The following is a 25,297-nucleotide window of genomic DNA, read 5'->3' as shown; positions in this document are numbered from 1 at the left end:
TACTAATTGTAAAGTTAACTTCCAGATAAACAAAAAGCGACCGTTTGGTCGCTTTTTATCATTTATTGTAAATGGTTACTTTATATACTGATCACTTTGCTCTTCAAGATTCTCTTTTGATTCTCCACCTTGACTATATAACATGTTTTCCTCGTCTTTAATTCTGTTTGTTGTGTTCTTGCTAGCGGCACTACGTCCAGGCACGTCTAGATCTTTTCCAGAAAAATCAACTTTTTCTACTCTATTAGTTAACGCAACATCATCTCCACCATCTTGACGAATATTGCTTTCGATATCTTGTCCTAATACTTTAAGATCTTCACTCGTAATATCAGAGTTGTATGATGTATCCTTTTGGTCTTCCTTTAACTTGTTATTGGTATTTGCTTGTGCTTTCATATCTTTTGTTTTTTATAAAGTTAAGAAGATATCATAGTTATAAAATGGGCTTTAACCCATTGATAAGAAAAGGATAACAAATGGTGTTAAATACAAGTCATAGTGGGGTGTGTAGATAATTACGCTTTCGCGAAAGCTAAAAAATCACATTATTTTTTGTATCTTTACAATTATTCACGAATACCTTATCAAAAGGTAGGTTACACAGTTCAAAAATCTTTTACAGACTTAATTGTTTTTAAACTGCGTAAACGTGAGCGTTACGGGATATTCTTGTAACGACTTCATTTAATACGAGAAAAGAGTTAATGGCTAGACCACAAGAAACCTTTGGTAAAAAAGAACGAGAAAAGAAAAGGCTTAAGAAAGCTGAAGATAAGCGCAAGAAAAAAGCAGCGCGAAAAGAAAGCGGAGAAAAAGCAAATGAGTTTGTATACGTAAACCACTTAGGACAATTAGTAGATACTCCACCAGATCCAGCTTTGAAGGAAGAGGTAGATGTAGAAGATATTGTTTTAGGGATTCCTAAGAAAGTTGAAGGCGATGAGCCAGATCCTATCAGAACTGGTTTTGTAGAATTTTTTGACTCTTCAAAAGGTTTTGGATTTATCAAAGATGCCGATACTCCAGAAAAGTACTTTGTACACATTTCTGAAGTACGCGATGGTGAACTTAAAGAAGGCAATAAAGTGTCTTACGAAATAGAAAGAGGACAAAAAGGAATGAACGCAGTACGCGTGAGTAAAGTTGCTTAAAGCAACTCCTTTACCTCAATAACTTGTCTAGGCTCCAGACCCATTAGGGTTTGTGAGCCTATTCTTATTCTTACAAGTCTCAGTGTAGGGAATCCTACAGCACTCGTCATCTTACGTACTTGTCTAAATTTCCCCTCTGTAATAGTTACAGATATCCATGGTGTAGGACCATGACGAGCATCTCTTATTTTCTTAGAACGTTCTGGCAGCGTAGGAACCTCAATTAATCGTCTTACTTTACATGGTTTTGTTTGATATTTCTTACCGTCAAAACCAATCTCGACTCCAGCGGCCATTTGTTTAATGGCGTTGTCCGTAATCATACCATCTACTTGAACATAATATTCCTTTTCAATACCTGATCGATTAATGGTATCTGAGAGTTTACCATCTGTTGTCATGAGTAGTAGTCCCTCAGATTTCTCGTCAAGACGCCCTATAGCCATTGTGCCTTCAGGAAAATCATATAACTCGCTCAAAAACTTCTTCTTTCTAGCCTGTCGCGCATCATTACTCAGCAGCTGACTAATAAAACCATAAGGTTTGAATAATTTGAAGTGAGTATGGCTCATATCTAATTAAAGGAAGAGTAAAGTAAATAAAGTTGGTTGTTAAGAAGCGTATTGTTTTTTACTACTCTTTAAATCTCCAAGCTAAAAATCTTGATTTCTTATTACCCTGAGACATATCTACCGTTCTATGCTCAGCATTAAGCTTTTCAAGTTGCTTTTTGATTTTAGGAAGGTGTTCGCTTTTTGAAACTAAAGTTGTAAACCAGCCCACTTGTGATTTAAAGTTTACACTTTCCTTCACCATGCGTTTGATAAATAGTGCTTCTCCACCATTACACCAAAGCTCGTTAGATTGTCCAGCAAAGTTACGTTCAACTTCTTTGAGTTTAAGCCCTTTTGATTTCTCCTTAGTTGCTTTAAAAGCATCCTTTTCAGAGCTGTAGAAAGGAGGGTTACACATTGTAAAATCGTAATGCTCCCCAGGTAAAATAGCTCCTGTAAAGATATTAGCACGATCTTGTTGATAGGTAGCTGTTAAGAATCCTTTGAGGTGCGTATTTTTTTCAAGGATTGTATTTGCATTTCTAATAGCCTTTGCATCAATATCAACTCCTTTCATTTTCCAATTAAAAACAGATCCTGCTAGAAGTGGGTATACAAAGTTTGCACCAGTACCTATATCAAGGCCGTGAGCATCTTCTTTTCCTATAAAATCATTGAGATAATGTAGATAATCTACGCGTCCCGGAATTGCTGGGCACAAATATCCTTCAGGAATTTCATACCAGTTTAAAGAATAATCGCTTAATAAAATAGCACGATTGAGTTCTAAAACCGCTTTAGGATTTGTAAAATCTATTGTTTGAATTCCCCGGTCTGTTTCTAGAACATAAGGAGCAAGCTCTTTATTTGCTTTTCTAAGCTGTTTAAAAAGATAAGGACCTATATTTTTATTATTTGGATGCATAGCTAGATAATTAGTAACGCCCTGTTTATATGTTATCACGGCAGTTAATTAGCCACTTTATACCTAATTAATATATAAAGTGATTAACGGTGCAAAATTACCAATTATACTTTCCTTAGTAAGAGAAGCAAGCCTTTTTCTTTGGGTAGGAAAAAGTATCTGTTTACACTAACTTTCCTCTATATGCTAGTGAGATCATATTATGTGATAAAAGTAAGTTCTTGTCCTTCACGTAAGATGAGAGATAAGATATGACCAGTTTTCTTTGATCTGTTGTAAGATGCTTATATGCTGGCTTAGCAATCTGAGTATCCCACTTTGTGCCTATTACATTATCTAGCGCAATGCGTAGATAGCAATGATTTTGAAAATTAAGATCAGGATAATGACTTACTAATAGTTCAGGTATTTCAAGGTAATAGGTTTTAAAATCTAAGGCTGTGTCCATAATTAAGCAGAAATAGCAAGTGATACAATATGCGGATTTTTATGTCTACGTAAATAACTTCTCAATATAATGTCTGTATGATACGTACTTTTTTTAGGTAATAAATGTGAGGCTACTTCATCAAAATGACTCACTTGCTCTGTCTCAGGTACAAAGCCAAAACCTTTATAAACACCTTTGTCTATGTATATGAACGCTGTTTCATCTTCGGTGCGACCGTCTTCCTTTATAATGTAACTCTCATTTTCTGCATCAAAGGATTGCAATGCCTCACGAACGCGGAGATTATAATCAGACACAGATTCATTATCACTACAGATACCTTTACAATTTTTTAAACTGTAATGTGAGCACTCATCAAAGGTTGCTTGAAGTCCGCAAAAACGTGGGCATAATTCATGCATCTCACAAAGCTCCATGAGTCGCTCTGTGGCTTTAGCCCTAGTAAATACTTTTTGAGTAGCTGTATGTCTATATTTTGTCTTGGCTACAGCGAGCTGTATGATACCTTTTCTATTCTCATAAGATATAATAGAGTAGGTGCTTGTGGGTATTTTTTGAGCTCTATTGAACTTTGGGAAATATTGCTGAATATATTCAGATTCTAGTAATAATGCGCAAAGTTCATTTCCAGTAACTTCATAATCTATTTGATAGGTTTCTTGACCTAATAAATATTCCTTATTCTTTTTATCGTAAAAATGCGAGAGGACTCTCTTTTTTATATTAATTGCCTTGCCCACATAAATCACTTTACCCGCGCGATCTTTAAACAAGTAAATGCCAGCTGTTTCTGGTAACTCTTGAATAGTGCGTGATGGTAAATGAGGTGGGAGCGTAGCTTCTTTAGAGCGAACATTAAGAAAGGAACTCATTACTTTACCATCTTCATCGAGGGTAAGCAATCTTTTAAAGAGAATTACAGTAGCATCTGTATCTCCTTCAGCTCTGTGACGATTGTTAAGAGGAATTCCTATGGAGGCGCAAAGATTACCCAACGAGTAGCTGAATAGACTAGGTATAAGCTTTCGCGAAAGCCTAACCGTACAAAGTTTCTTTCGAGTAAATGAGTGACCGAGTCGCTTGAACTCGCTACGTAACACATTAAAATCAAAAGTTACATTATGTGCTACAAATATGGCTCCTGAGGATATCTCAATAATTCGATCTGCGATTTCATTAAACAGTGGTGCATCTGCCACCATGGCGTCATCTATACCCGTAAGATTGGTAATAAATGGCGGAATGTATTGTTCAGGATTTACTAGTGAAGTAAATTTATCTACTACCTCACCATCTTTAAGGCGTACCGCACATATTTCTGTGATACGATTGCCATTAATTCCTTTTCCCGTAGTTTCTACGTCTATAACACAATGATATGTAGGCTCTGTCTCATTCATAAATGAGTTACAAAGTTACTCTTTATTTTGAGATATTAGGAATAATTCCTAAAAAATGGAAAAGATTGTGAATGCTATTTTAAAAAAGTGAATCCTATTGGTAAGAAATTAGTGTTTGATCTCGTCAAGTGCCTTTTTAAACTCTTCCCAGCTCACACTATCATTACCATCCTTACTATATCCGTCTATTAATGCAGAGGCAACCATAGACCTTATAAAACCACTTATTTCTGCTTTTTTTAATAGTTCTTTGATTTCATCCTTTGATAAAGTACCATTACCATCTTCGTCAAAAAAAGCAAAAGCCTGCTCCGGACTATCAAATTCTTGTGTAATTAAGATTTGAAGTTTCTTGAGAATCATATCTTTAGTAGCCATACAAATTTTCTTTTATAATGATGTGAGTAAGGTTTAATACTCGCTTTAAGAGATAAAAGTACAACTTCACTTACTTGCATCAAAAAGATAGTTGGTTATGATTTCAATTTTTAACGAAAGTGAAAACCTTATGATAATGAAAACATTGTTTTAACAACGCATTAACCGCAATGGGCCAGAGCATGGACTAATTTTGCAAAAAAAAAGTCGCATGGAAAATTATAAAGAACTTTTAAGCCCGTTAAATACTGAGCATTTTAAATTAAAAAATAAGGTGGTAATGGCGCCTCTTACGAGGTCTAGATCTACTGCGGGACATATCCCGACAGATATAATGATTCAGTATTATGGTGAGCGTGCCGGTGCAGGACTTATAATAACAGAAGGAACTTCGCCATCACTTAATGGTGTGGGATATCCTCGTATACCAGGTATTTATAGTCGTGAGCAAGTAAAGGCTTGGACGCCAGTTGCTACTGCTGTACACAAAAATGGTGGAAAAATATTTATGCAACTTATGCATTCTGGTCGTATATCACATCCAGATAACATGTCTGATGATGCGATAGTATTTGCGCCGTCTGCTATTAGACCAGAAGAAACGAAGATGTATGTAGATGGAAAAGGTGAATTACCTATTCCAGAACCTACAGCGATGAGCGTTGAGGATATAGAGCATACCATAGAAGAGTACGTTACTGCAGCAAAAAATGCTATTGAAGCTGGTTTTGACGGCGTAGAAGTTCATAGCGCAAATGGTTATTTATTAGATCAGTTTTTAAATACTGGAACAAATAAGAGAGATGATAACTACGGTGGTTCTGTAGAGAATAGATGCCGCTTTACACTTGAGGTTACAGAACGAGTTGTAGGAGCATTAGGTAAGGAAAAAGTTGGAATTCGTTTATCACCTAATGGAGCAATGAATGACCTAGGACCTTTTGATAGCCAGAAAGAGACATTTGATTACCTATCTGCAAAATTAGAAGAGATTGCACCAGTTTATATACATCTCGTAAACCATGAATCTATGGGAGCACCAGGCTTACCAGCAGATATTAAGAAGAATATACGTGACCGTTTTAGTGGTTTACTTATTCTTAGTGGTGGTTATGATGCTGCAAAGGCAAATCAAGATTTGATGGATAAGAAAGGAGATTTAGTCGCTTTTGGACGTAATTTTATAGCAAACCCAGATTTAGTTAAGCGTTTTGAAGAAAATGCTTCTCTCAATGAGCCTAATCCAGATACGTTTTATACTCCTGGAAAAGAAGGTTACATTGATTACCCAACGCTCCAAGAGCAAAAAAATAACGCATAACGTTTAAACCCTTGCAAAAGGGTTTTTTTATGGAAAAAACAGATAATTATATGACGGCAGACCAAGGTAGGCGTTCTTTTAAAATAAAGGATGTGCCTCGACTTATGGTTGACACTTATAAAAAATGGATGGCATCAGACCCATTTAAGTTAAGTGCTATCGTTGCCTACTATGCCATCTTATCACTGCCTGCACTTGTTGTTATTATTTTAAACATTGTAGGAGCGGTGTGGGGTAGAGATATCGTTCAAGGAGAACTACTTGCTGAAATTACTAAAGTCTTAGGACAAGAAACAGCAGAGTCTATACGACTCATGATGGTAGACCGAGGAGATGAAGAAACTGGTTTTTTTACAGCTACAGTGGGTGTTTTAGTGCTATTATACGGTGCAACGGGTGTTTTTTTTCAATTACAGCAGGCGCTAGACACGATATGGGGAGTTAATCTCAATGAGCAAGATGGGATTTTTAATATTATAAAAAGTAGGGCGAAGGGATTTGGATTTATTTTAATTATTGGGTTCTTACTTCTCATCAGTTTTATAGCCACTTCACTACTTAGTGCATTTTCAAATAGACTAGCAGAATTTTTACCAGCCTCTTTAATAAAGTTTATTTTTGTAATAGATATTGCAGTCTCATTTATGGTGATATATACGCTATTTGCTGCATTGTTTAAGTTCTTACCCAGCGTTTATGTGCGCTGGAAAGCAGTACGAGTAGGCGCCGGTCTTACAACCATCTTATTTATATTAGGAGAAGTTGCGATGGCATACTATTTTAATACTATGGAGCCTAGTTCTACATATGGAGCAGCAGGATCAATAATCCTCATCATGCTCTGGGTTTCTTATAGCAGCCTGATTTTATTCTTTGGAGCAAATTTTACGAGAGTATATGCAGACGCATATTATAATGAAGCGCGCCAGTTAAAGACAGGAATAGGTTTCAAAAGATTTCAACATTTTAAAAAGAAAGAAGAATAGTTACGCTTTCGCGAAAACTACCAATTAATAATAAACTAAATAACCAAATATGACAGAAGTAAAAGCATATGGCGCTCAAGATAAAGACGCCGACTTAAAAGAAATGACAATAAAACGTCGTGATACACTTGCTACAGATGTAAAAATTAAAATTACATACTGTGGAGTTTGTCACAGTGATATACATACGGTAAGAAGTGATTGGGGACCAGCAATGTACCCAGTAGTTCCAGGACATGAAATTGTAGGAGAAGTAATAGAAGTAGGATCTGATGTCACAGGATTTAAAAAAGGAGACGTAGTAGGAGTAGGGTGTCTAGTAGATTCTTGTCAAGAATGTTCATCATGTAAAAGTGACCTTGAGCAATTCTGTAAAGAAGGAGCGACATGGACTTACAACAGTAAAGACAAGCATACAGATGGGCACACCTTTGGAGGGTATTCTCAAGAAGTAACTGTAGATCAAAACTTCGTGCTTAACATACCTAGTAATTTAGATATTAAAGCCGTTGCACCTTTATTATGTGCAGGTATTACTACATTCTCACCATTACACCACTGGGGTATCAAGGAAGGAATGAAAGTAGGAATTGTAGGTCTAGGTGGTCTTGGTCATATGGGAATTAAGTTTTCTCATGCCATGGGAGCAGAGACAGTAATGATTACAACTTCAAAAGGAAAAGCCGATGATGCAAAACGCCTAGGAGCAGATAGCGTTCTGATCTCTAAGGATGAAAATGCTATGACAGAGCAACATGGAACTTTTGATTTTATATTAAATACAGTACCTGTAAGCCACGATATCAATCCATATTTAGCATTGTTAGGCGTAGATGGAACTATGTGTATGGTAGGAGCGATAGAACCGTTACCAGATGTACATGGTGGTAATCTTATTATGGGACGTAAAAGTGTTGCAGGTTCTCTTATAGGAGGTATTAAAGAGACTCAAGAAATGTTAGATTTCTGTGGTAAGCACAACATTGTAAGCGATATAGAAATGATTGATATGAAAAATATTAATGAAGCTTATGAGCGTGTACAAAATAACGATGTAAAATATCGTTTTGTAATTGATATGGATACCCTATAATAGGTGTATTATTTATTAAAAAGTTGTAAAAAGCGAGCTATAATGGCTCGCTTTTTATGTTTTTAACGTCTTTTAGTCCATTTTTAACGATTACTTAGCGGTCATTCTTTTGTGTCCTGGTGATATTTGTAAAAAAAGAATTATTATGTTTTTCAACAAAACGATACTGTTAGGAGGGTGCATTGCTGCATTCGTTACGCTATCATCTTGTGATCATAAACAACGAGGTCAAGAAATACGCGAGGAAGCACAACGCGAGATTCTCCAAAAGAAACTATCAGAAAAAGCTCTTAAAGAACAGATCATCATTGAAGATAATAAGGTTCATGGCTTAGTTTCTAAAATTAACAATACTGAGGAGCTTTCAGAATTTGAATCTCAAATTAAGGAACTAGAAATAGATGAATGTTTAGTAAATCAAGGGTCTTTTACTGTATTTGCCCCAAATAATGAGGCATTTGACAATAAAAATTTAAGTGTTTTAAATAAGAAATCTAGTGATTATAATAAGGTTGAGGCAAAAAGCGCACTTAAGTATCACGTAGTTCAAAATAAGTGGACTACAGAAAAACTTGAATCAGAAATTAAAAAAAGTGGAGGCTCATTAGAGTTGACTACCCAGAATGGAGCTAGCATCCATGCGACATTAAATAAAACAAACATCATCCTTAATGATGAAAGTGGTCATACTGCTAGAATACTCACTTCAGATATGAGTGCCTCAAATGGCTCTTTATATATTATAGATAGCGTTTTAATGGCTGACTAGCCTACCAATTGCTCCTTTACTTATCTCCATCTCATAGATCATTTCGTTCTGTATTTAGGTAGTAATTACTATTTATGTTGCCTACGAAATTTACATTCCGAAGCTTAAAAACTTCTAAAAGCTCTTGCTTGGGTTTGGCTCTAGCACGCTTTCGCGAAAGCGTAACACACAACAATGTTAAAATTTTAATAGTAGGTTGATACTATTTAACAGAAGATTACGTCGTCAAATTATGTTAAAAGCGATTATCGGCGTTAATTTGTTAAAGCTTATCAAATCCTCTATTTTCATTGTCAGAAGAACAACAGTCTATCCCAAAAAAGCCTAAGAGAAAGTATCGATGGCTTCGCATTATTGGTCGAATCTTACTGATCATACTTTTCATATTATTCTTAATTATTTTGTTCATACGAAGTGAGTGGGGACAGAATATTATAGTTTCTAAAGCAGTTACCTATTTATCTGAGAAGACAAATACCAAATTTGAACTAGAAAGGGTGTTTATCACCTTTGATGGTGATATTGCGGTAGAAGGACTTTATATAGAAGATAAGAAGGGTGATACTCTGGTTTACAGCAGATCATTAGAGGCAAATATCCCGTTTCTTCCCATAATACAAGGTTCTGGAATAGGAATTGAAGATGCACAGTGGGAAGGCGTTCGTGCAAACATCATAAGAAAAGATAGTATCTCTGGGTTTAACTTTGACTTTATAACAGAAGCATTTGCTAGCCCATCAACTGCAGTGGTAGATACCACTACGACAAAGCCTCTTGATATAATTATAGGAGATCTTTCCTTAAAGGATTTTGACATCACTTACAATGATGCCGTAACTGGAATTACAAGCAGTTACGTATTTGATGTTCTTGAAGTAGAGATGGATATTGTAGACCTGGAAGTAATGAAATTCACTGCTACTAGTGGCGTGATTACAAATGGACGCTTTAATATTTACCAAGTTCCAATACCTGCAGATCCAAATGCAGAAGAAATTCCGTTACCATTTCTAGCGTTTGACGAGTTAACGCTTAACAACGTTAGCGGTAATTATACTGGTACAGAGGCAGGAATTGATTTTGACTTCGATTTCAAACAACTATATGCCGAAATCCCAAAAGCAGATTTTAATACGTTTACCATTGATATAAATACAATCAATATTGCAGATAGCAAGTTAGGTATTGATATGACAACTATCGCACCTGCATTAAATAATGAAACGGTAGCGAGTTCCATTTTTCCGGCTTACACTATTCAAATAAACGAAGCGCTAATAAAAAATACAGATATTGCCTATACAGTAGATGGAGCAACTCCTTCTAAAGGTGTATTCAATCCCAATGCTGTTATTCTTGAAGATATCGCCTTTGACGCATCAAATACATTTCTAAAAGACTTTAAAGCGGGTAGTACTATCGCTCATCTTTCGGGTTATGAATTTAGTGGTATTCATCTTAAATCTTTGGCAACAGATTTTATTGTTTCAGAGCAAAATCTAGCTATCAATAATTTAAAGCTTCAGTTAAATAATAGTACTTTAGATGGTAATATATCAATGAATTACCCTTCATTTGAATCATTAACATCGCAACCTGAAAAGGTAACTCTAAATGTCTCAATACCAAGCGTTAAATTTAATGTTAAGGATGCTTATCGATTTCAGAAAGACTTAGCAAACAATCAATATGCAAGCGCATTAAGCAAGCAATTAATAACTGGATCTGTAAGTGCATCAGGATCGTTGGCTTCACTTGATGTTCCATCATTACGCGTGAATTGGGGTAAAGAAACAGCGATTTCGGCAAGTGGTTCTCTTAGTAATCTTAATGATGTAGATAAGCTCTACATGAACTTACCAAAAATACAAGCACAAACAAGCAAGAGGGATATTTCAAAGTTTGTAAGTACAGACTCGCTTTCAATTAATTTACCTGAGAAGTTTAAACTAGTAGGGAATGCAAAGGGTAGTATTGAGGATATTATAGCGAACGCAACAATGACTACAAGCCAAGGTGCAGCAACCATAGCTGGTAGATTTAAAAATAGTAACACAATTGCATTTGAGGCAGATCTTGCTGTGCAGGAATATGCGATGGGAGAATTACTGGGTAATGACCAACTAGGAGCACTCACCTTATCTGTTAAAACTAGTGGATCAGGAAGCACCGTAAATACACTCGATGCTAGTATAGATGCTACTGTAAATACTTTCCAATATAATAAGTATGCTATTAAGGACCTTAACCTCAAAGGTCAAGTCACAAATGGTAAAGGAGCATTTAAATCTACTTATAAAGATGAAAATCTTAATATGACGTTAGACGGCTTAGTAGTGTTAGATTCTATAGCTCCTGAAGCCTCAATAGATCTTGATATTATAGGAGCAGATCTTCAAGCGCTTGGTCTCATGCAAAGAGATGTGCGCACAGGTTTTAAACTAAAAGGAAATTTTAAAGGTAATGCAACGAGTTATGACGTAGCTGCTACGATGGATGATGGTATTGTTGTTTATGATGACCGCTCATACCTCATTGGGAACCTAGATGGTACTGCGAGAGTTCGCCCAGATAGTACCTCAGTTACTTTTGATAATAAAATCATGAATCTTGATTTAAAATCAAATGCAGATCCAGCACGCATAACAACAGCACTTCAAGATCACATTTATAGCTATTTCTATAGAGATGTGGCTGTTGCAGATACACTGGTGAATCCTGTAAATCTTATTCTTAAAGGAAAAATTAGACAGTCGCCTTTACTTAATGAAGTGTTTTTAGTAAACATGAAAGATCTTGACACGGTATCCATTGATCTAGACTTTGCACAAGCAAAGCGTGTATTAAATGCTTCTATTAAAGCACCACATATTAATTATGGAGGTAACGAGATTGATAGTCTTGCTTTTGTAATGAATACAGATAAGGATGATTTCAATTTTAATCTGGGCTTTAAAGGAATAACAGCTGGTCCACTTGCAATTCAGCGTACAGAGATAAGCGGTAATCAGACCAATAATGAGCTAGCATTAGATTTTCTTGCCTATGCGGGAGGAGAGAAGCTTATACAAGTTCAATCTGAAATTACTGGAAGTAGAGATAATCTCCGTTTTCGTGTTTTGAGAGATAGTTTGATTTTTAATAAAAAACAATGGGGAATCCCAGTTACTAATGAAGTCCTCATCACAGATAAAAAATTATCCTTTAATGATTTTCGCTTTAAGCGAAATACCCAATCAGTAGAGATTACAGATAAATTGCCTACTATCGAGAAAGACCATATTGCAATAGACTTTAGGAATTTTAAGATTAGCGAATTCTTAGCTTATCTCAATCCAAATGAGCAACTAGCTACTGGAAATCTTAACGGCGATCTGGTATTAGAAGAGCCTTTTGGAGATTTAGGTTTCTTGGCAGACTTATATGTGCAAGAGCTTGGTTTATTGGGAGAGAATCTAGGTACAGCAGAGCTTACAGGTAGATCACTTAATGGAGATCGTTATGACTTTAACTTAGGCGTGCAAGGTGGAAGTGTAGACCTTGATTTGACTGGTGATTATGTAGCAGATGTAGATGGCGCATTAATTAACATGGATCTCGATATTAACGAGATTAAAATGGAAGCTATAGATGGCTTTTCACTTGGAGAGCTTAAAGATGGCTCAGGAAGTCTGGAGGGTAATTTTAAATTAAATGGGGCACTAGCAAGCTTAGAATATCAAGGATTTTTGAGGTTTAAGAATGCAGGATTTGTAGTGTCAAAGCTTAATGCTCCTTTTTCTTTAAAGAACGAAACAATCTCCTTAGATAACGATGGAATCTCAATGTCTAATTTTACAGTATTAGATGAAAAACAAAACACACTTGTAGTTTCTGGGCTCATTGGTACGGAGAGTTTTATTAACCCAACTTTTGATTTAACAATCAACGCAAAAGATTTTCAAGCTTTAAATGCTAAGCCAGAAGATAATGACTTCATTTATGGTACGGCTGTTTTTGATGCAAAAGCAAGTATCAAGGGGGATTTACAAATTCCAATTGTTACGGTGGACGCAACAGTAGGAGGTGCTACAGATGTTACTTATGTGATGCCTACGGCGGCAGCAAATATAGAATCTAGTGACGGAATTGTAGTTTTTGTAAATCGTGAAAATCCAGATGCCATACTTACAAGAACAGAAGAGGAGACCGGAACAATTACAGGTTTCGATTTCAAAGGACTTTTTAAGGTTAATAAAGAAGCGCAAGTAACCGTACTCATTGACAAGGAAACGGGCGATAATCTTAAAGTACAAGGAGAAGGAGATTTTAATTTTACATTACAACCTAATGGTAGAATGACGCTCACGGGTGTGTATGATGTGACTGGTGGTCAGTATGAAATGAACCTATACAATCTAGTGAACCGCACATTCAAATTAGATCCTGGTAGTAGAGTAAGCTGGTCTGGTGATCCATTTGATGCAAAACTCGATGTACGTGCTGTATATGAAGTTGAGGCTTCTGCATCACCTTTAATGGCAAGCGCAAATGCGGGAGCAGACCCTGCTCAAAGTAGTAAATACAGACAGCAGCTACCATTCTTAGTTTATTTAAATATAGATGGCGAACTGCTGAGTCCAAAAATCAATTTTGCTCTTGATTTACCAGAAGATGAACAAGGTGCTATAGGTGGCCAGATTTATAGCCGTGTGCAGCAAGTAAACCAGCAAGAAGGAGAGCTCAACCGTCAGGTATTCTCATTGCTGGTATTAAATAGATTTTACCCAGATTCCAATTCTGATGGTAGTCGTGGTGGTTTTGCAAGTATTGCAAGAGATAACTTGAATGACGCTTTATCGGACCAGCTTAATATTTTTTCAGATAAGTTGTTGGGAAAAACAGGATTTCAACTTGATTTCGGATTAGATAGTTTTACAGATTATCAAGGAACCACACCACAAGAGCGTACACAGCTAGATATTGCAGCACAACGTAAGTTTTTTGGTGATAAGCTTACAGTACGCGTAGGCAGTAGTGTTGATGTAGCTGGTCAAAGTGCTTCTGGCGAGAGTAATCCGCTTATTGGGAATGTGAGTCTTGAATATGAGCTTACCGAGGACGGTCAATACCGTCTTAAAGGTTTTCGCCGTAGTGAGTTTGAGAATGTAATAGATGGACAAACGATTGTAAGCGGTATATCGCTTATATTCCAGCAAGAGTTCAATAAATTTAGTCAGCTGTGGGATGCTATTTTAAGAAAGAAACAGCAGCAGCTTGTAGAAGAGGAAAAAGCTAAGAAAGAAGCGACTCCACCTGAGGAAACTATTGAAAACAATAAAAACAACTAGCACGTGCAATACCGATTATCTACATATTTTTTAGCTCTAGTTTTGATTGCTTTATGTGCATCTTGTAGTGTTGAAAAGTACATTCCAGAGGGAGAACGTTTATATACTGGCGCTGAAATTGTCATAACGCCAGATAGCACCATCACAAATCAAAGTTCGCTACAGACAGAGCTTGAAGGCGTCTTACGACCTACCCCTAATTCTAATATCTTAGGAGGCTATCCTTATTTAAGTGTTTATTACAAAGCACAGCGTGAAAAACCAGGAGCAATCAATAAATGGCTTAATAAAAAAATAGGAGAGGAGCCAGTTTATCAATCTGATGTAGAAGAATTTGAAGTAGAATCATTACTACGCAACAGACTAGAAAACCGCGGATTTTTCTATAGTACGGTGAGTTCACGCTTTCGCGAAAGCGAGACAAAAAAAAGAGCCTCCATCATCTATGATTTGAAAGTCCCTACGCCATACCGCATGGAGACGTATCAACTTGATACACTATCACCGCCTATTTATAGAGAGATGATAAGCACGGTGGCTTCCTCACCGCTTGAAAAAGGCATGAGATATGACTTGTCTAATCTTAAACTTGAGCGCGATCGTATTGATTATCTCCTTAAAAGAAAAGGATATTACAACTTCAATCCTTCGTTTTTAATATTTGAGATAGATACCAATCAATACAGCAATAAGCGTTTTGATATGTTCTTGAAGATTAAGAAGGATGTGCCTAATAAGGTCATTGTTCCTTACAAAATAAGCAAGGTAAATGTGTATCCTAATTATGCCCTAAAGGACTCTTTGCAGTCTGATGTGGTTCGTTATGACAGTTTGAATTTTATTCAAGAAGAGCTTTATTTTAAACCTAAATACCTTGCGCCATTTGTGCAACTTGAAGAAGGGCAGTTGTACCATCCAGATGTATCCCGCAATACGGCAAGACGCTTGTCTACTATAGGAGCTTATAAATTTGTAAATATCCAGTATGACGAGATTGATAGCTTGCGCACAGATAGCTTGGGTATTCTTGAGGCAAATATTTATTTGTCGCCATTAAATAAAAGAGCCATACGAGCAGAAGTGCAAGCAGTGACCAAATCAAACAACTTTGCTGGACCTGGATTGGCTTTAACCTATAGCAACAGAAATCTTTTTAACGGTGGAGAGATTCTTAATATCACAGGATCTGCAGGGTACGAAGTACAACTAGGAGGAGGAGAGTCATTAAGTAGTATAGAGTTAGGTCTGGCCAGCGAACTCGTATTCCCAAGAGTGATTTTTCCTATTGATATTTCAACAGATTTTTTTGAGTATAATATTCCAAAAACGGTTGCAGCACTCGGTGTGGATTATTTGAGCCGTTCTAAATTATACACCTTATTATCTGGTAATGCTGGGTTTGGCTATGTGTGGGATGCAAATAAATATGTCACACACCGTATTAATCCTATTTCTGTGAGTTATACGAGACTCTCTAATACCACGACAGAATTTGAAGATATACTCACTGAAAATCCCTTATTAAGACAGAGTTTTGATCAGCAGTTTATTGCTGGGCTCAATTACAGTTTTACCTATAATGGGATGGTAGATACGCAAAAAACACATCAAATCTTTTTTAATTCTAATTTTGAACTTGCAGGTAACGCCGTTAGTTTGCTAGGAAAAGATGATGCAGACACTCAAAATAAGACATTTATAGGACTGGAATATGCGCAGTTTGCAAAGCTAGATGTAGATTTTAGGTATCATTTTAATATGGCAAATGAGCAGAAAATCGCAACGAGACTCTTTGCAGGATATGGGTATGCGTACGGCAACTCAGAGATATTGCCATTTGTAAAGCAATACTATTCTGGTGGTCCATATAGTGTGCGTGCTTTTAGAATACGCTCTTTGGGTCCTGGAACATCTTCTGGAAATCAATCTAGCGGAAACTTCTTTGACCAAATAGGAAACATCAGGCTAGAAGCAAATGCAGAGTACCGTTTTCCAATTTTCAGTTATCTCAAAGGAGCCTTTTTTGTAGATGCTGGAAACATATGGAATAGCACAGAAAATGAAGATCTTGAAGGTAAAGATAAGTTCACCTCAGATTTTATCAATGAATTAGGAATAGGCGGTGGCTTTGGGCTTAGAGTAGATGTTCAGGGCTTTGTGATTCGTTTTGATCTCGCAGCTCCTTTTCACGATCCATCATTACCAGAGGGCGAGCGATGGGATTTCAAATTTGACGAACCTATTTTTAACTTTGCTATTGGATATCCATTCTAAAACAATCTCGCTTTCGCGAAAATGTGAAACGATCTCCTATTAGAATAAGATCACACCACAGCCAGCGGATTTTTATAGTACAAGAATTATCAAACCAACAGACCAAACAATACATACTTACCTTATTTTTGAGTTATGAATCAAACTGACCAGAAGATTTACATCATAGGCGCTGGAATAAGCGGCCTTGTTGCAGCTATTAACTTAGAGAAAAAAGGCTACGCACCCATAATTCTTGAAGCTACAGATAGAATAGGAGGACGTGTAAAAACTGATATTGTAAAAGGATACCAGCTAGATCATGGTTTTCAAGTGCTACTAGAAAGCTACCCGAAAGCCAAAGAGTATCTTGATTACAAAAAACTTGAATTACAATCGTTTTTACCTGGAGCTACTATTTATAAAAATAGAAACTCGCAATCTATAGGAGATCCTACACGTAGTCTCAAAATGCTTATCCCAACTATGAGCTCATCTATAGGCACACTAGGGGATAAGGTTAAAATTTTAAAGCTTAATAAAAGTCTTAAGAAGAAATCACTGGAGGATATTTTTAAGGAAGAAGAAATAACCACTTTAAAGTATTTGCAAGATAAAGGCTTTAGTAAAGCGATGATAACAGATTTCTTTAAGCCATTCTTTAGTGGGATATTTTTAGAATCTTCACTTGAAACATCTAGTAGGATGTTTGAGTTCGTTTATAAGATGTTTGGTTCTGGTATGGCAACATTGCCAAAAGCTGGAATAGGAGCAATACCAAAACAATTACAAGAACAGCTAGCTAATACTCAGATTAGACTAGACACCGCCGTTAAGGAAGTCTCAGGACAAACAATCACATTAGAAAATGGCGAGGTGCTAGAGAGTGACTACATCATTATTGCAACAGAAGCAAGTCATATAGTTCCCAACCTGAGAGGTCAAGAGACTCCTTGGAAATCATGTGTAAACTTATACTTTGAAGCAGATGCTCCCAAAGACCGTAAACCACTCATAGGTCTTGTGGCAGATGAGAATACAAGAATTAATAACATATTCTATCACGACACCCTACAAACAGCTACAAATGGTGCAAAGAGTTTATTATCCGTTACCGTAGTAGATGATAGCGATTTGAGCATAGAAGCACTTAGCGCTATGGTATCGTCAGAGCTTAGTACGTATTGTGGTATAAAAGGAGCTACTTTTCTCAAATCTTATGAAATAAGAAAAGCATTACCTGAGCTTAGCAATCTCCGTAACAATTGCGCGCCATCAGAAACGCAGCTTACCAATAACATTTTTCTTGCTGGAGATCATTTATTAAATGGTTCATTAAATGCAGCAATGGTTTCTGGGGAGAGAGCAGCAGAAGGTGTAATCGAAAAAATAGAAGGTCTTCTAAAGTAATTTTAGGAACCTAAATTAATACCTGAAAGAGGCGATGATTATAAAATCATCGCCTCTTTTTTGTGCGATACATTCTGGATGTAGAACTAGTAAGTTTCGGAATATTCTAAAGCAGAATAGAGAGCAAAGTGGACTTAATTTTTGAAACATTCTGCTCTCTAATCAACACTTGTTTAAGACTTTTGTTTAGCAAATCAATGGTAAATGAATCATCATTAATTACTAACTATAGATGTTGTCTATATAGAGTTTGAAATAATATCAAATGTATTAAAATCAATAAGTTATGTAATATTTTTAAAGCTATTATTTAATCATAAAGAATAGCTATTTAAGATTGGTATCAGAGATTTTAAGTTAATTTATGATGATAACTGCATAGTGGAAAGAGTAGTCATTTTGAGGATTTTGATTGCTGTATTAGCTTAATTTTTAGACAAGACTAAAAGTGTAAATTCATGATATGTGTGAGATTTTTGTGTTGCCATTTTAAGCTTTCGCGAAAGCGTAATTGTTATCATTTAGAATCTTTACCGACTCATTCTTTTTTGATGTTTTACTCAAACTCAACGAGCTTATTAATATCTTTAGAGTGTAAAAATTTACTATGACTGGAGCTATCCCAAAACAACATTACGACCTCATTTGTGTAGGCGGAGGAATTATGAGTGCAAATCTGGCGTTACTGGCCAAGATGCTAAAACCAGAGTTGAGCATCTTAATTCTAGAACGACTTGGAGATGTAGCTCAAGAAAGTTCGGCTGCTTGGAATAATGCAGGAACGGGTCATTCTGCTCTTTGCGAACTCAATTATTGTCCAGAGGAAAGTGATGGTTCTGTTTCTATTGATAAGGCAATCAAAATCTGTGAACAGTTTGAAATCACAAAACAGTTCTGGGCGCATCTCGTAGAAGAAGGTCTAATAGAGGATCCTCAGGCATTTTTAAAGCCTATTCCTCATCATAGTTGGGTGACTGGAGAAAAAAACGCAGATTATCTAGAGAAGCGTTATGAGGCGTTTAAAGATCACTTTATGTTTGATACTATAGAGTTTACTCGCAATGTGTCAAAAATGAAGGAGTGGTTTCCGCTTATCATGAGAGAGCGCACAGAGGGTGAGGTAATGGCAGGATCGCGCATAGATCGAGGGACAGAAGTTAACTTTGGCGTACTTACAAAGCGATTATATGAGATTCTAGAAACAGAATTTGATACACCTGTCCATTTCCATAAAGAAGTAAAGGATCTCGATCCGCTTGAAAATGGGAATTGGACGGCAATTACAAAAGATTTAAAAACAGGAACTAAGCAATCTATAGAGGCAGATCATATATTTATAGGTGCAGGTGGTGGTGCTTTGCTATTGCTAGAAACTGTTGAAATAGAAGAGAAAGATGGTTTTGGAGGATTTCCCGTAAGTGGAGAATGGCTTGTTTGTAAAAACAAGGAAATCATAAATCAGCATTATGCAAAGGTGTACAGCAAGGCAGGCGAGGGCGCGCCACCTATGAGCATGCCGCATCTAGATACTAGATATGTAGATGGAGAGCGGCAATTAATGTTTGGCCCCTTTGCTGGTTTTAGTCCTAAATTTTTAAAGGAAGGATCTAATTTTGACCTACTTGATAGTGTAACGTTTAAAAATATACCTTCTATGCTAGGTGCCTTCTGGCACAATCTAGATTTGACTAAATATTTGATAGGTCAGATTACCATGAACTTTGACGACCGTATGAAAGACTTACGCACTTTTATAAAAGATGCAAAAAATGAAGACTGGCGCATAGAAGTAGCTGGACAGCGAGTACAGACTATAAAACGAGATGAATTTGCAGGAGGGAAGCTTGAATTTGGGACTCAAATCGTAAGCGGATCTGATGGGAAAATTACTTGTTTACTTGGTGCATCGCCAGGAGCGTCTACAGCGCCTAGAATTATGCTAGACGTACTAGAGAAGGCCTTCCCAGAGATTATGGAAACAGCTGAGGGTAAACAACGATTAAGCGAGATTGTACCTAGCTACAAGCAGGAGATAACCAAGGAGCACTTTAATCAAGAGTTAAAACGAACGTCTGCTTTATTGAACCTAGACTAATTGAAAGATAAGGAAATACATAAAATAGGATTAGGAGGTGGCTGTCACTGGTGTACAGAGGCGGTTTTCCAATCATTGCGTGGTGTTCTGACTGTAGCGCAAGGATATATTGCTTCAACTGGAATACACGCTTCCTTTTCTGAAGCTGTTATTGTGCATTATGATAGGAGCGTTATACCTCTGGAGGTATTAATTGAAATTCACCTTCTCACGCATAAGAGTACAAAAATGCACAGCATGCGAGATACGTATCGATCTGCAGTATATGTTTATAATGAGGAGGATAACGCTTTCGCGAAAGCGGTATTGAAAACATTACAAAAAAGCAGCGAAGAGAAAATAATTACTGCCGTAATGCCTTTTAAAGACTTTAATCCTTCAAGAGAAGAGATTACAAATTACTATAAGAAAAATCCAAATAAACCCTTCTGTGAGCGTTACATATCACCTAAGCTGGGGGAACTTAAGAATACGTTTGCTCACAGAATGGTCGATTTTTAATGGTGCGAGTGTACGTCTATCGTGATAGGTTTCATCTTTATCACTCCTGTGCGGTGCAATACTTTCATAATTACATAAGTAACATCAATCTCATACCAATGCACACCTCCAAAGTTAGGTCTAGCCGCAAATTTGTGGTGGTTATTATGATATGCTTCACCCATCATTAAGAAGTCAAAGCGAAATAAATTTTTAGAAGTGTCCTTAGTCTTGAAGTTTGTGTACCCTAGAATGTGACCAAACCAGTTGATAATCACTCCATGTATAGGAGCCATTGCAAAGGCAACAGGTAATAATAACCATTGCCACCAAGCTGTTGCAAATACGGCAAAGAAAGCGATATATAAACCTACCCAAAGTAAGCGTGATAAGCGCGAGCTAGCGAAGTTGTCAAAACTCTTCCACTGTGGTACATTTTTCTTAAACTTAGGATCTACCTCAATACGATCATTATTTATATCTTGATAAATAGTCTTAGTCTTCCACATCATTGCAAATAGGTTTGCATCATAAGAAGGGGAGTGGGGATCTTTTTCTGTGTCTGTATAAGCATGATGCATACGGTGCATAATCCCATAACCATAAGCACTTAAGTAACTTGGTCCTTGAAAAAGCCAGGTTAATATAAAAGTGATTTTTTCTGTGGTTTTAGACATTGTAAATGTCTGGTGAGCAGCATATCTATGGAGAAAGAATGACTGAAAAAATAATCCGCTATACCAGAGGATTACTATAAAGAATATTATAAGCATTTTTTTTTACAAAGGTACTTTCACAAATGATGCCAGACAATGAACCTGTATCAAGTAATACGCTTGCGTATGCGGCTTAAAGCCTGTGGTGTCACGCCTATGTAAGAGCTTATATATTTAAGCGGAATTTCCTTAAGTAACTGAGGGCGTTCTTTAAAGATGCTCAAATAACGCTCTTCGGCAGTTTGATCTAGGAGTGATTGTAGTCTTTTTGATTTTGTAATAAAAAGATTTTCGGCAGTGAGTCTGCCTATAAGATTGCCTATAGCAGTTTTCTCGTAAATTTCTTGTAGATCTTTATATGAAACGCTCAAAATCACAGTGTCTTCGAGGGCTTGTACAGAGTGGTTAGATGGTTCTTGAACTAAAAATGAATCGTAGGCACTTACAAACTGGTTTTCAAAGCAGAAACCAAAGGTGATTTCTTTGTCTGATGATTCCTTTGGTATAAATAAACGTACAGAACCTTCCTTAATAAAGGAAATGTAGTTTTCTGTTACACCAGCTTTAAGAATGGTTTCTTTCTTTTTAAACGTGCGTTCTACAAGCTTTGACGTAAAAAGTTCCCAATCTATATCAGATACGGGAGCAAACTGGTTTATATAGGTGCGTATTTCGTCCAAGATGGTTTATAAATAAGAGTAAAGATACTACTCAAGAGCGCAGTTTACTTGAATAAATTACAAATTCTATTGTTGTTTTATTTAAAAATAAAGATACACTCCGTATGCATAAAATAGCTAAGTTCGTAACTTATAAATTTTAAACTATTTAAGGCCTTATAATGAAGAAGGAAACCTATCTAGCTATTCTCGCTTTTTTCTCTATTTATGTTTTTTGGGGATCAACTTATCTGTGGAATAAAATTGTAGTAAGCGAAGTTCCTGCATTTATGCTGGCAGGTTTACGTTTTACCACTGCAGGTCTTATAATCTTTCTCATTGCGGGACTAAGCGGTAAATCACTTAAAATAACTAGGAAACAACTGCGCAACTCTGTACTCGCTGGTTTTTTCTTTCTCGTGTATGGTAACGGAGTTTTTGTATGGTCACTTAAGTATGTGGATAGCGGATTTGCCGCGCTACTAGCAGCATTACAGCCGTTGTCTATTCTTTTGTTAATGCGTATCGTTCAGAAAAAGGGATTAAAGCTCAAATCAATCATTGGTGTAGTTTTAGGGTTAATAGGGATGTACTTACTAGTTTCTCAAAGGGAGATCGCTATGCAAGAAGGAGCAACTCTAGGAATTATAATGATATTTACCTGTATTTTGAGTTGGAGTATAGGGAGTTTGTTTGTAGCGCAAGCAGACTTACCTAAAAACTTTTTTATTACTACTGGTTATCAAATGGTAAGTGCTGGTATTTTATTGTGGACATGGAGTTTTATTATAGGAGAAACATGGAGCTCTCCTGTAGATTGGAGTTCGCGCGCACAGATATCTATGGTATGCCTTATTGTTTTTGGAGGAATAGCGGCATTTACTTCGTTTAATTACTTACTTAAAAATGTTTCAACAGAAAAAGTGGCAACCTCTGCATATATAAATCCTGTTGTTGCTTTATTCTTAGGTTGGTATTTTCTAGATGAAAATGTAACTACTCAGTCTATTATTGCAGCATGTGTCTTGCTAAGCGGTGTATATTTTATAAATAGCGTACGTAAAAATGATAAGACGCAAACAAAGAAGATGCGTTTTAGAAGGGGTAGGGTATAATCAAACTCTTGGAAACAAAAAAAAGTCCCATCGTGTAGATGGGACTTTTTTTTACTTTAAATTGTTTTATGACTTTACTGTCTTTTCAATATTCTCTGCAGTGATGTCAATTACATCTTCTGCGTGATCTATATTTCTATTTACAGAGTTCTTAGCTTTTGCAGTCTCGCGCTCTAAAGCGTTTTTTAAGCTTGTAAGTTTTTCAGACACTTGATCTTCAACTTCATTATAACTTTCTTTTAGAGTGTCTCCAGCTTTTCTTGCTTTGTCTTTTAAAGCTGCTTTCTCTTCAGGAGACATTTTCTTGTACTTATATAATCCTAAAGCTCCTGCTGCTACAGCGATTAGTCCTAATATACCTTTTGTGTTATTATTCATAATTAAGTGGGTTTGATTGTTGTGATATAAAGATAATGACAAATTTGAGCTAGCAATAAAACTATGATTAGATTGTGTTTTAATTAATACATTTTTGGCAATAATCACCTGTTTTTTAAGAACTAACAAGTGATGGTTATATGTTATTTTTTGATTTTACGCTTTCGCGAAAGCATAAAAAAAGCGACTCAATAAGAACCGCTTTTAATTACTATTAAGCTACTGCCGCATTACTTGCGTAGTAGTGTAGTATATTTTTATAAAATGCCATGTTACTTGGCTTATTGCGAATACATGACTTTAAGAATTTTTCTAGATTATCAAACTCTATAGTCACTTCGGCACCTTTGTTTAATACATCTATTCCTAAACAAACGCTATTTGTATCAATATCTAAGACAACAGATGATGCGTTAAAAAAATGTTTGATCAATGCAATGTGAAGCTGTTGAAAGCTAGCACTACGTTGAAATCTAAAATCTGTTGAATATTCAATTAAATCATTGAGACTTTTTAAGATGGTGTTGTTTGAGTGTTGCATAGCTTTTGATGTTTTTGGTTTCGTAAATTTAAAATCTAAAGTGTTAACAAAAATCTAAGGCTGAACGTTTTATAAATAGTTTAACGATAAATGTAATAATGGTCTGTTGTCCAGAACTATTTAAAATCCTTTAAAAATCTATGCAATTTAAGTTTGTTGTAATGCGTTTTGATTAGTGGTAATTATCTTATTTTTAGATGTTTAGATAAGCGTTCATTACGAGTTGTAAATTACTTTATTGCTATCGTGTTTCTTAAAGGCCATATTTTTATTTCAAAAAAATATCTTAAAAGAATTGTGTCCTATTGTAGTACAGTAAATGACCTTTGATGCATTTTGAGTTATAGGATATAAATTGATGATTGATGATTGTAGATTGTGGCACCATCTTTGTTTATCACTAAGTATTAATAAATTAAATTATAATACAATGAGTAAAGGAACAGTAAAATTTTTCAACGACACTAAAGGTTTTGGATTCATAACAGAAGAAGGAGTTGAAAAAGACCATTTTGTACACATTTCTGGATTAATCGATGAGATTAGAGAAGGTGACGAAGTGGAGTTTGACCTTAAAGAAGGTAACAAAGGATTAAATGCAGTTAACGTAAAAGTTATCTAAGTTATATATACTTTCAATTAAGAGAAAAGCCCGTCATAACTGACGGGCTTTTTTTTGTTTACTCTTAATTTATAGTGTCCTTGCTATTAACTTTTTATAATTTATTAAATTACATTAAAAAGAAGTACTTTCGCGCTCTGATAAAAGCCCTGATTATGAAGAGAATAAATGAATACAAGAAACTCTTTGGAGTTGAAAAAGAAATTGATCTTAAAATGCTCAAAAAGAGCTACCGCAACCTTGTAAAAGAATGGCACCCAGATAAATTTCAAGATGGTGATGCAAAACAAGAGGAAGCAGAGATACAAAGCCGTCGCATTATTGATGGTTACCACTTTCTAGTAAGCATGGCACCAGAGACCAAAGCTGCAAATTTAGAAGCTTACACAGAGACGATAACAAATGCCGCTATCGCAGATTACCAGCACAAAGGATTACTACTAGAAATCACATTTACAGATGGGACTACTTATGAGTACTTTGGAGTTACGAAGCCTATTTATATTAAAATGGTAAATGCTGGAAACCTTAATCGTTTTGCAAAGCGCAATATTTACCCTAAGCATAACTACCGTAAGTCTAAAAGACACTTACAAGAAGCATAAGATTACTATATCCTTTTACTGAGATAGTCATTGTACATTACAGTAAATAGGAGATTATTATT

23 protein-coding genes are annotated in these 25,297 nt (G+C 36.0%); 13 read left to right on the top strand and 10 right to left on the bottom strand.

The features are described from left to right. Nucleotides 1–75: 75 nt before the first annotated feature. Nucleotides 76–399, bottom strand: coding sequence for a hypothetical protein (locus tag ACJJVU_RS09905; protein ID WP_405224798.1), 324 nt, complete (start codon nt 397–399; stop codon nt 76–78). A gap of 308 nt (nt 400–707) precedes the next feature. Between ACJJVU_RS09905 and ACJJVU_RS09900 the strand changes: the two genes are divergently transcribed. Beyond that, entirely contained in the window at nt 708–1,154 is a 447-nt protein-coding gene (locus ACJJVU_RS09900) for a cold-shock protein (protein ID WP_013752200.1), read from the top strand. Here the strand turns inward: ACJJVU_RS09900 and ACJJVU_RS09895 are convergent. The 5 genes from ACJJVU_RS09895 to ACJJVU_RS09875 form a co-directional block, all read right to left on the bottom strand. Next, nucleotides 1,151–1,726 carry a pseudouridine synthase gene (locus ACJJVU_RS09895; protein ID WP_405224795.1) on the bottom strand — a complete coding sequence of 192 codons (576 nt, stop codon included), beginning with the start codon at nt 1,724–1,726 and terminating at the stop codon, nt 1,151–1,153. The two genes, ACJJVU_RS09900 and ACJJVU_RS09895, sit on opposite strands and share 4 nt — an antisense overlap. Nucleotides 1,727–1,787: 61 nt before the next feature. Then, the gene (rlmF, locus tag ACJJVU_RS09890) at nt 1,788–2,672 is read right to left on the bottom strand and encodes a 23S rRNA (adenine(1618)-N(6))-methyltransferase RlmF (RefSeq protein WP_405224792.1); all 885 of its coding nucleotides are present in this window, start codon (nt 2,670–2,672) and stop codon (nt 1,788–1,790) included. Nucleotides 2,673–2,796: 124 nt separating this feature from the next. Beyond that, nucleotides 2,797–3,081 (bottom strand): hypothetical protein, encoded by a 285-nt coding sequence (locus ACJJVU_RS09885; RefSeq protein ID WP_013752197.1) that lies wholly within the window; start codon nt 3,079–3,081, stop codon nt 2,797–2,799. Between the two features lie 2 nt (nt 3,082–3,083). Beyond that, a complete protein-coding gene (locus ACJJVU_RS09880) occupies nt 3,084–4,484 on the bottom strand; it encodes an exonuclease domain-containing protein (protein ID WP_405224789.1) in 1,401 nt (466 codons plus the stop codon). A 108-nt stretch (nt 4,485–4,592) separates the two neighbouring features. Then, nucleotides 4,593–4,862 carry an EF-hand domain-containing protein gene (locus tag ACJJVU_RS09875; protein WP_298324987.1) on the bottom strand — a complete coding sequence of 90 codons (270 nt, stop codon included), beginning with the start codon at nt 4,860–4,862 and terminating at the stop codon, nt 4,593–4,595. A gap of 211 nt (nt 4,863–5,073) precedes the next feature. Here ACJJVU_RS09875 and ACJJVU_RS09870 point away from each other — a divergent pair, with 211 nt between their 5' ends. The 9 genes from ACJJVU_RS09870 to ACJJVU_RS09830 all read left to right on the top strand — a co-directional run bounded on the left by ACJJVU_RS09870 (nt 5,074) and on the right by ACJJVU_RS09830 (nt 20,620). Then, on the top strand, nt 5,074–6,183 hold the full coding sequence (locus tag ACJJVU_RS09870) for an alkene reductase (protein ID WP_298324990.1): 1,110 nt from the start codon (nt 5,074–5,076) through the stop codon (nt 6,181–6,183). Nucleotides 6,184–6,212: 29 nt separating this feature from the next. After that, nucleotides 6,213–7,169, top strand: coding sequence for a YihY/virulence factor BrkB family protein (locus ACJJVU_RS09865; protein ID WP_405224785.1), 957 nt, complete (start codon nt 6,213–6,215; stop codon nt 7,167–7,169). 49 nt (nt 7,170–7,218) lie between these two features. Further along, nucleotides 7,219–8,262, top strand: coding sequence for an NAD(P)-dependent alcohol dehydrogenase (locus ACJJVU_RS09860; protein ID WP_405224782.1), 1,044 nt, complete (start codon nt 7,219–7,221; stop codon nt 8,260–8,262). 145 nt (nt 8,263–8,407) lie between these two features. After that, a complete protein-coding gene (locus tag ACJJVU_RS09855; RefSeq protein WP_405224779.1) occupies nt 8,408–9,031 on the top strand; it encodes a fasciclin domain-containing protein in 624 nt (207 codons plus the stop codon). A gap of 401 nt (nt 9,032–9,432) precedes the next feature. Next, the gene (locus ACJJVU_RS09850; RefSeq protein WP_405224776.1) at nt 9,433–14,361 is read left to right on the top strand and encodes a translocation/assembly module TamB domain-containing protein; all 4,929 of its coding nucleotides are present in this window, start codon (nt 9,433–9,435) and stop codon (nt 14,359–14,361) included. Nucleotides 14,362–14,364: 3 nt separating this feature from the next. Next, nucleotides 14,365–16,635, top strand: coding sequence for a BamA/TamA family outer membrane protein (locus ACJJVU_RS09845; RefSeq protein WP_405224773.1), 2,271 nt, complete (start codon nt 14,365–14,367; stop codon nt 16,633–16,635). Between the two features lie 135 nt (nt 16,636–16,770). Beyond that, nucleotides 16,771–18,024, top strand: a complete 1,254-nt coding sequence (locus ACJJVU_RS09840) for an NAD(P)/FAD-dependent oxidoreductase (protein ID WP_405224770.1) — start codon at nt 16,771–16,773, stop codon at nt 18,022–18,024. 607 nt (nt 18,025–18,631) lie between these two features. Beyond that, entirely contained in the window at nt 18,632–20,119 is a 1,488-nt protein-coding gene (mqo, locus tag ACJJVU_RS09835; protein WP_405224767.1) for a malate dehydrogenase (quinone), read from the top strand. Then, a complete protein-coding gene (locus tag ACJJVU_RS09830; protein WP_405224764.1) occupies nt 20,120–20,620 on the top strand; it encodes a peptide-methionine (S)-S-oxide reductase in 501 nt (166 codons plus the stop codon). It abuts the gene before it with no gap. Here ACJJVU_RS09830 and ACJJVU_RS09825 read toward each other — a convergent pair. Together ACJJVU_RS09825 and ACJJVU_RS09820 are read right to left on the bottom strand one after the other, a co-directional pair. Next, on the bottom strand, nt 20,617–21,372 hold the full coding sequence (locus tag ACJJVU_RS09825; protein ID WP_405224762.1) for an acyl-CoA desaturase: 756 nt from the start codon (nt 21,370–21,372) through the stop codon (nt 20,617–20,619). The genes ACJJVU_RS09830 and ACJJVU_RS09825 overlap by 4 nt on opposite strands. A 50-nt stretch (nt 21,373–21,422) precedes the next feature. Next, nucleotides 21,423–21,995, bottom strand: coding sequence for a Crp/Fnr family transcriptional regulator (locus ACJJVU_RS09820; protein ID WP_405224759.1), 573 nt, complete (start codon nt 21,993–21,995; stop codon nt 21,423–21,425). Between the two features lie 161 nt (nt 21,996–22,156). Between ACJJVU_RS09820 and ACJJVU_RS09815 the strand changes: the two genes are divergently transcribed. Further along, nucleotides 22,157–23,089, top strand: a complete 933-nt coding sequence (locus ACJJVU_RS09815; protein ID WP_405224756.1) for an EamA family transporter — start codon at nt 22,157–22,159, stop codon at nt 23,087–23,089. A gap of 66 nt (nt 23,090–23,155) precedes the next feature. Here the strand turns inward: ACJJVU_RS09815 and ACJJVU_RS09810 are convergent, their stop codons facing one another. Continuing rightward, nucleotides 23,156–23,467 carry a YtxH domain-containing protein gene (locus tag ACJJVU_RS09810; protein WP_204161779.1) on the bottom strand — a complete coding sequence of 104 codons (312 nt, stop codon included), beginning with the start codon at nt 23,465–23,467 and terminating at the stop codon, nt 23,156–23,158. Nucleotides 23,468–23,681: 214 nt separating this feature from the next. Further along, nucleotides 23,682–24,008 (bottom strand): hypothetical protein, encoded by a 327-nt coding sequence (locus ACJJVU_RS09805; protein ID WP_298325030.1) that lies wholly within the window; start codon nt 24,006–24,008, stop codon nt 23,682–23,684. Between the two features lie 430 nt (nt 24,009–24,438). On the opposite strand from ACJJVU_RS09805, the gene ACJJVU_RS09800 reads away from it, so the two are divergent. Continuing rightward, a complete protein-coding gene (locus ACJJVU_RS09800) occupies nt 24,439–24,630 on the top strand; it encodes a cold-shock protein (protein WP_108878812.1) in 192 nt (63 codons plus the stop codon). Between the two features lie 155 nt (nt 24,631–24,785). Then, nucleotides 24,786–25,235 carry a KTSC domain-containing protein gene (locus ACJJVU_RS09795; RefSeq protein ID WP_108878813.1) on the top strand — a complete coding sequence of 150 codons (450 nt, stop codon included), beginning with the start codon at nt 24,786–24,788 and terminating at the stop codon, nt 25,233–25,235. Nucleotides 25,236–25,297 lie beyond the last annotated feature (62 nt).

It is taken from the genome of Dokdonia sp. Asnod1-B02 (genome assembly GCF_045063955.1).
Lineage (GTDB): Bacteria > Bacteroidota > Bacteroidia > Flavobacteriales > Flavobacteriaceae > Dokdonia.
Note: the sequence above shows the minus strand (reverse complement) of the source record. Positions and strands in the feature narration are given on the sequence as shown.

What these genes read in the sequence shown, in the direction of transcription:
- ACJJVU_RS09905 (WP_405224798.1), bottom strand. Translation starts at nt 399, where the DNA reads ATGAAAGCACAAGCAAATACCAATAACAAGTTAAAGGAAGACCAAAAG.
- ACJJVU_RS09900 (WP_013752200.1), top strand. Translation starts at nt 708, where the DNA reads ATGGCTAGACCACAAGAAACCTTTGGTAAAAAAGAACGAGAAAAGAAA.
- ACJJVU_RS09895 (WP_405224795.1), bottom strand. Translation starts at nt 1,726, where the DNA reads ATGAGCCATACTCACTTCAAATTATTCAAACCTTATGGTTTTATTAGT.
- ACJJVU_RS09885 (WP_013752197.1), bottom strand. Translation starts at nt 3,081, where the DNA reads ATGGACACAGCCTTAGATTTTAAAACCTATTACCTTGAAATACCTGAA.
- ACJJVU_RS09880 (WP_405224789.1), bottom strand. Translation starts at nt 4,484, where the DNA reads ATGAATGAGACAGAGCCTACATATCATTGTGTTATAGACGTAGAAACT.
- ACJJVU_RS09875 (WP_298324987.1), bottom strand. Translation starts at nt 4,862, where the DNA reads ATGGCTACTAAAGATATGATTCTCAAGAAACTTCAAATCTTAATTACA.
- ACJJVU_RS09870 (WP_298324990.1), top strand. Translation starts at nt 5,074, where the DNA reads ATGGAAAATTATAAAGAACTTTTAAGCCCGTTAAATACTGAGCATTTT.
- ACJJVU_RS09865 (WP_405224785.1), top strand. Translation starts at nt 6,213, where the DNA reads ATGGAAAAAACAGATAATTATATGACGGCAGACCAAGGTAGGCGTTCT.
- ACJJVU_RS09860 (WP_405224782.1), top strand. Translation starts at nt 7,219, where the DNA reads ATGACAGAAGTAAAAGCATATGGCGCTCAAGATAAAGACGCCGACTTA.
- ACJJVU_RS09855 (WP_405224779.1), top strand. Translation starts at nt 8,408, where the DNA reads ATGTTTTTCAACAAAACGATACTGTTAGGAGGGTGCATTGCTGCATTC.
- ACJJVU_RS09840 (WP_405224770.1), top strand. Translation starts at nt 16,771, where the DNA reads ATGAATCAAACTGACCAGAAGATTTACATCATAGGCGCTGGAATAAGC.
- mqo (WP_405224767.1), top strand. Translation starts at nt 18,632, where the DNA reads ATGACTGGAGCTATCCCAAAACAACATTACGACCTCATTTGTGTAGGC.
- ACJJVU_RS09825 (WP_405224762.1), bottom strand. Translation starts at nt 21,372, where the DNA reads ATGCTTATAATATTCTTTATAGTAATCCTCTGGTATAGCGGATTATTT.
- ACJJVU_RS09815 (WP_405224756.1), top strand. Translation starts at nt 22,157, where the DNA reads ATGAAGAAGGAAACCTATCTAGCTATTCTCGCTTTTTTCTCTATTTAT.
- ACJJVU_RS09810 (WP_204161779.1), bottom strand. Translation starts at nt 23,467, where the DNA reads ATGAATAATAACACAAAAGGTATATTAGGACTAATCGCTGTAGCAGCA.
- ACJJVU_RS09805 (WP_298325030.1), bottom strand. Translation starts at nt 24,008, where the DNA reads ATGCAACACTCAAACAACACCATCTTAAAAAGTCTCAATGATTTAATT.
- ACJJVU_RS09800 (WP_108878812.1), top strand. Translation starts at nt 24,439, where the DNA reads ATGAGTAAAGGAACAGTAAAATTTTTCAACGACACTAAAGGTTTTGGA.
- ACJJVU_RS09795 (WP_108878813.1), top strand. Translation starts at nt 24,786, where the DNA reads ATGAAGAGAATAAATGAATACAAGAAACTCTTTGGAGTTGAAAAAGAA.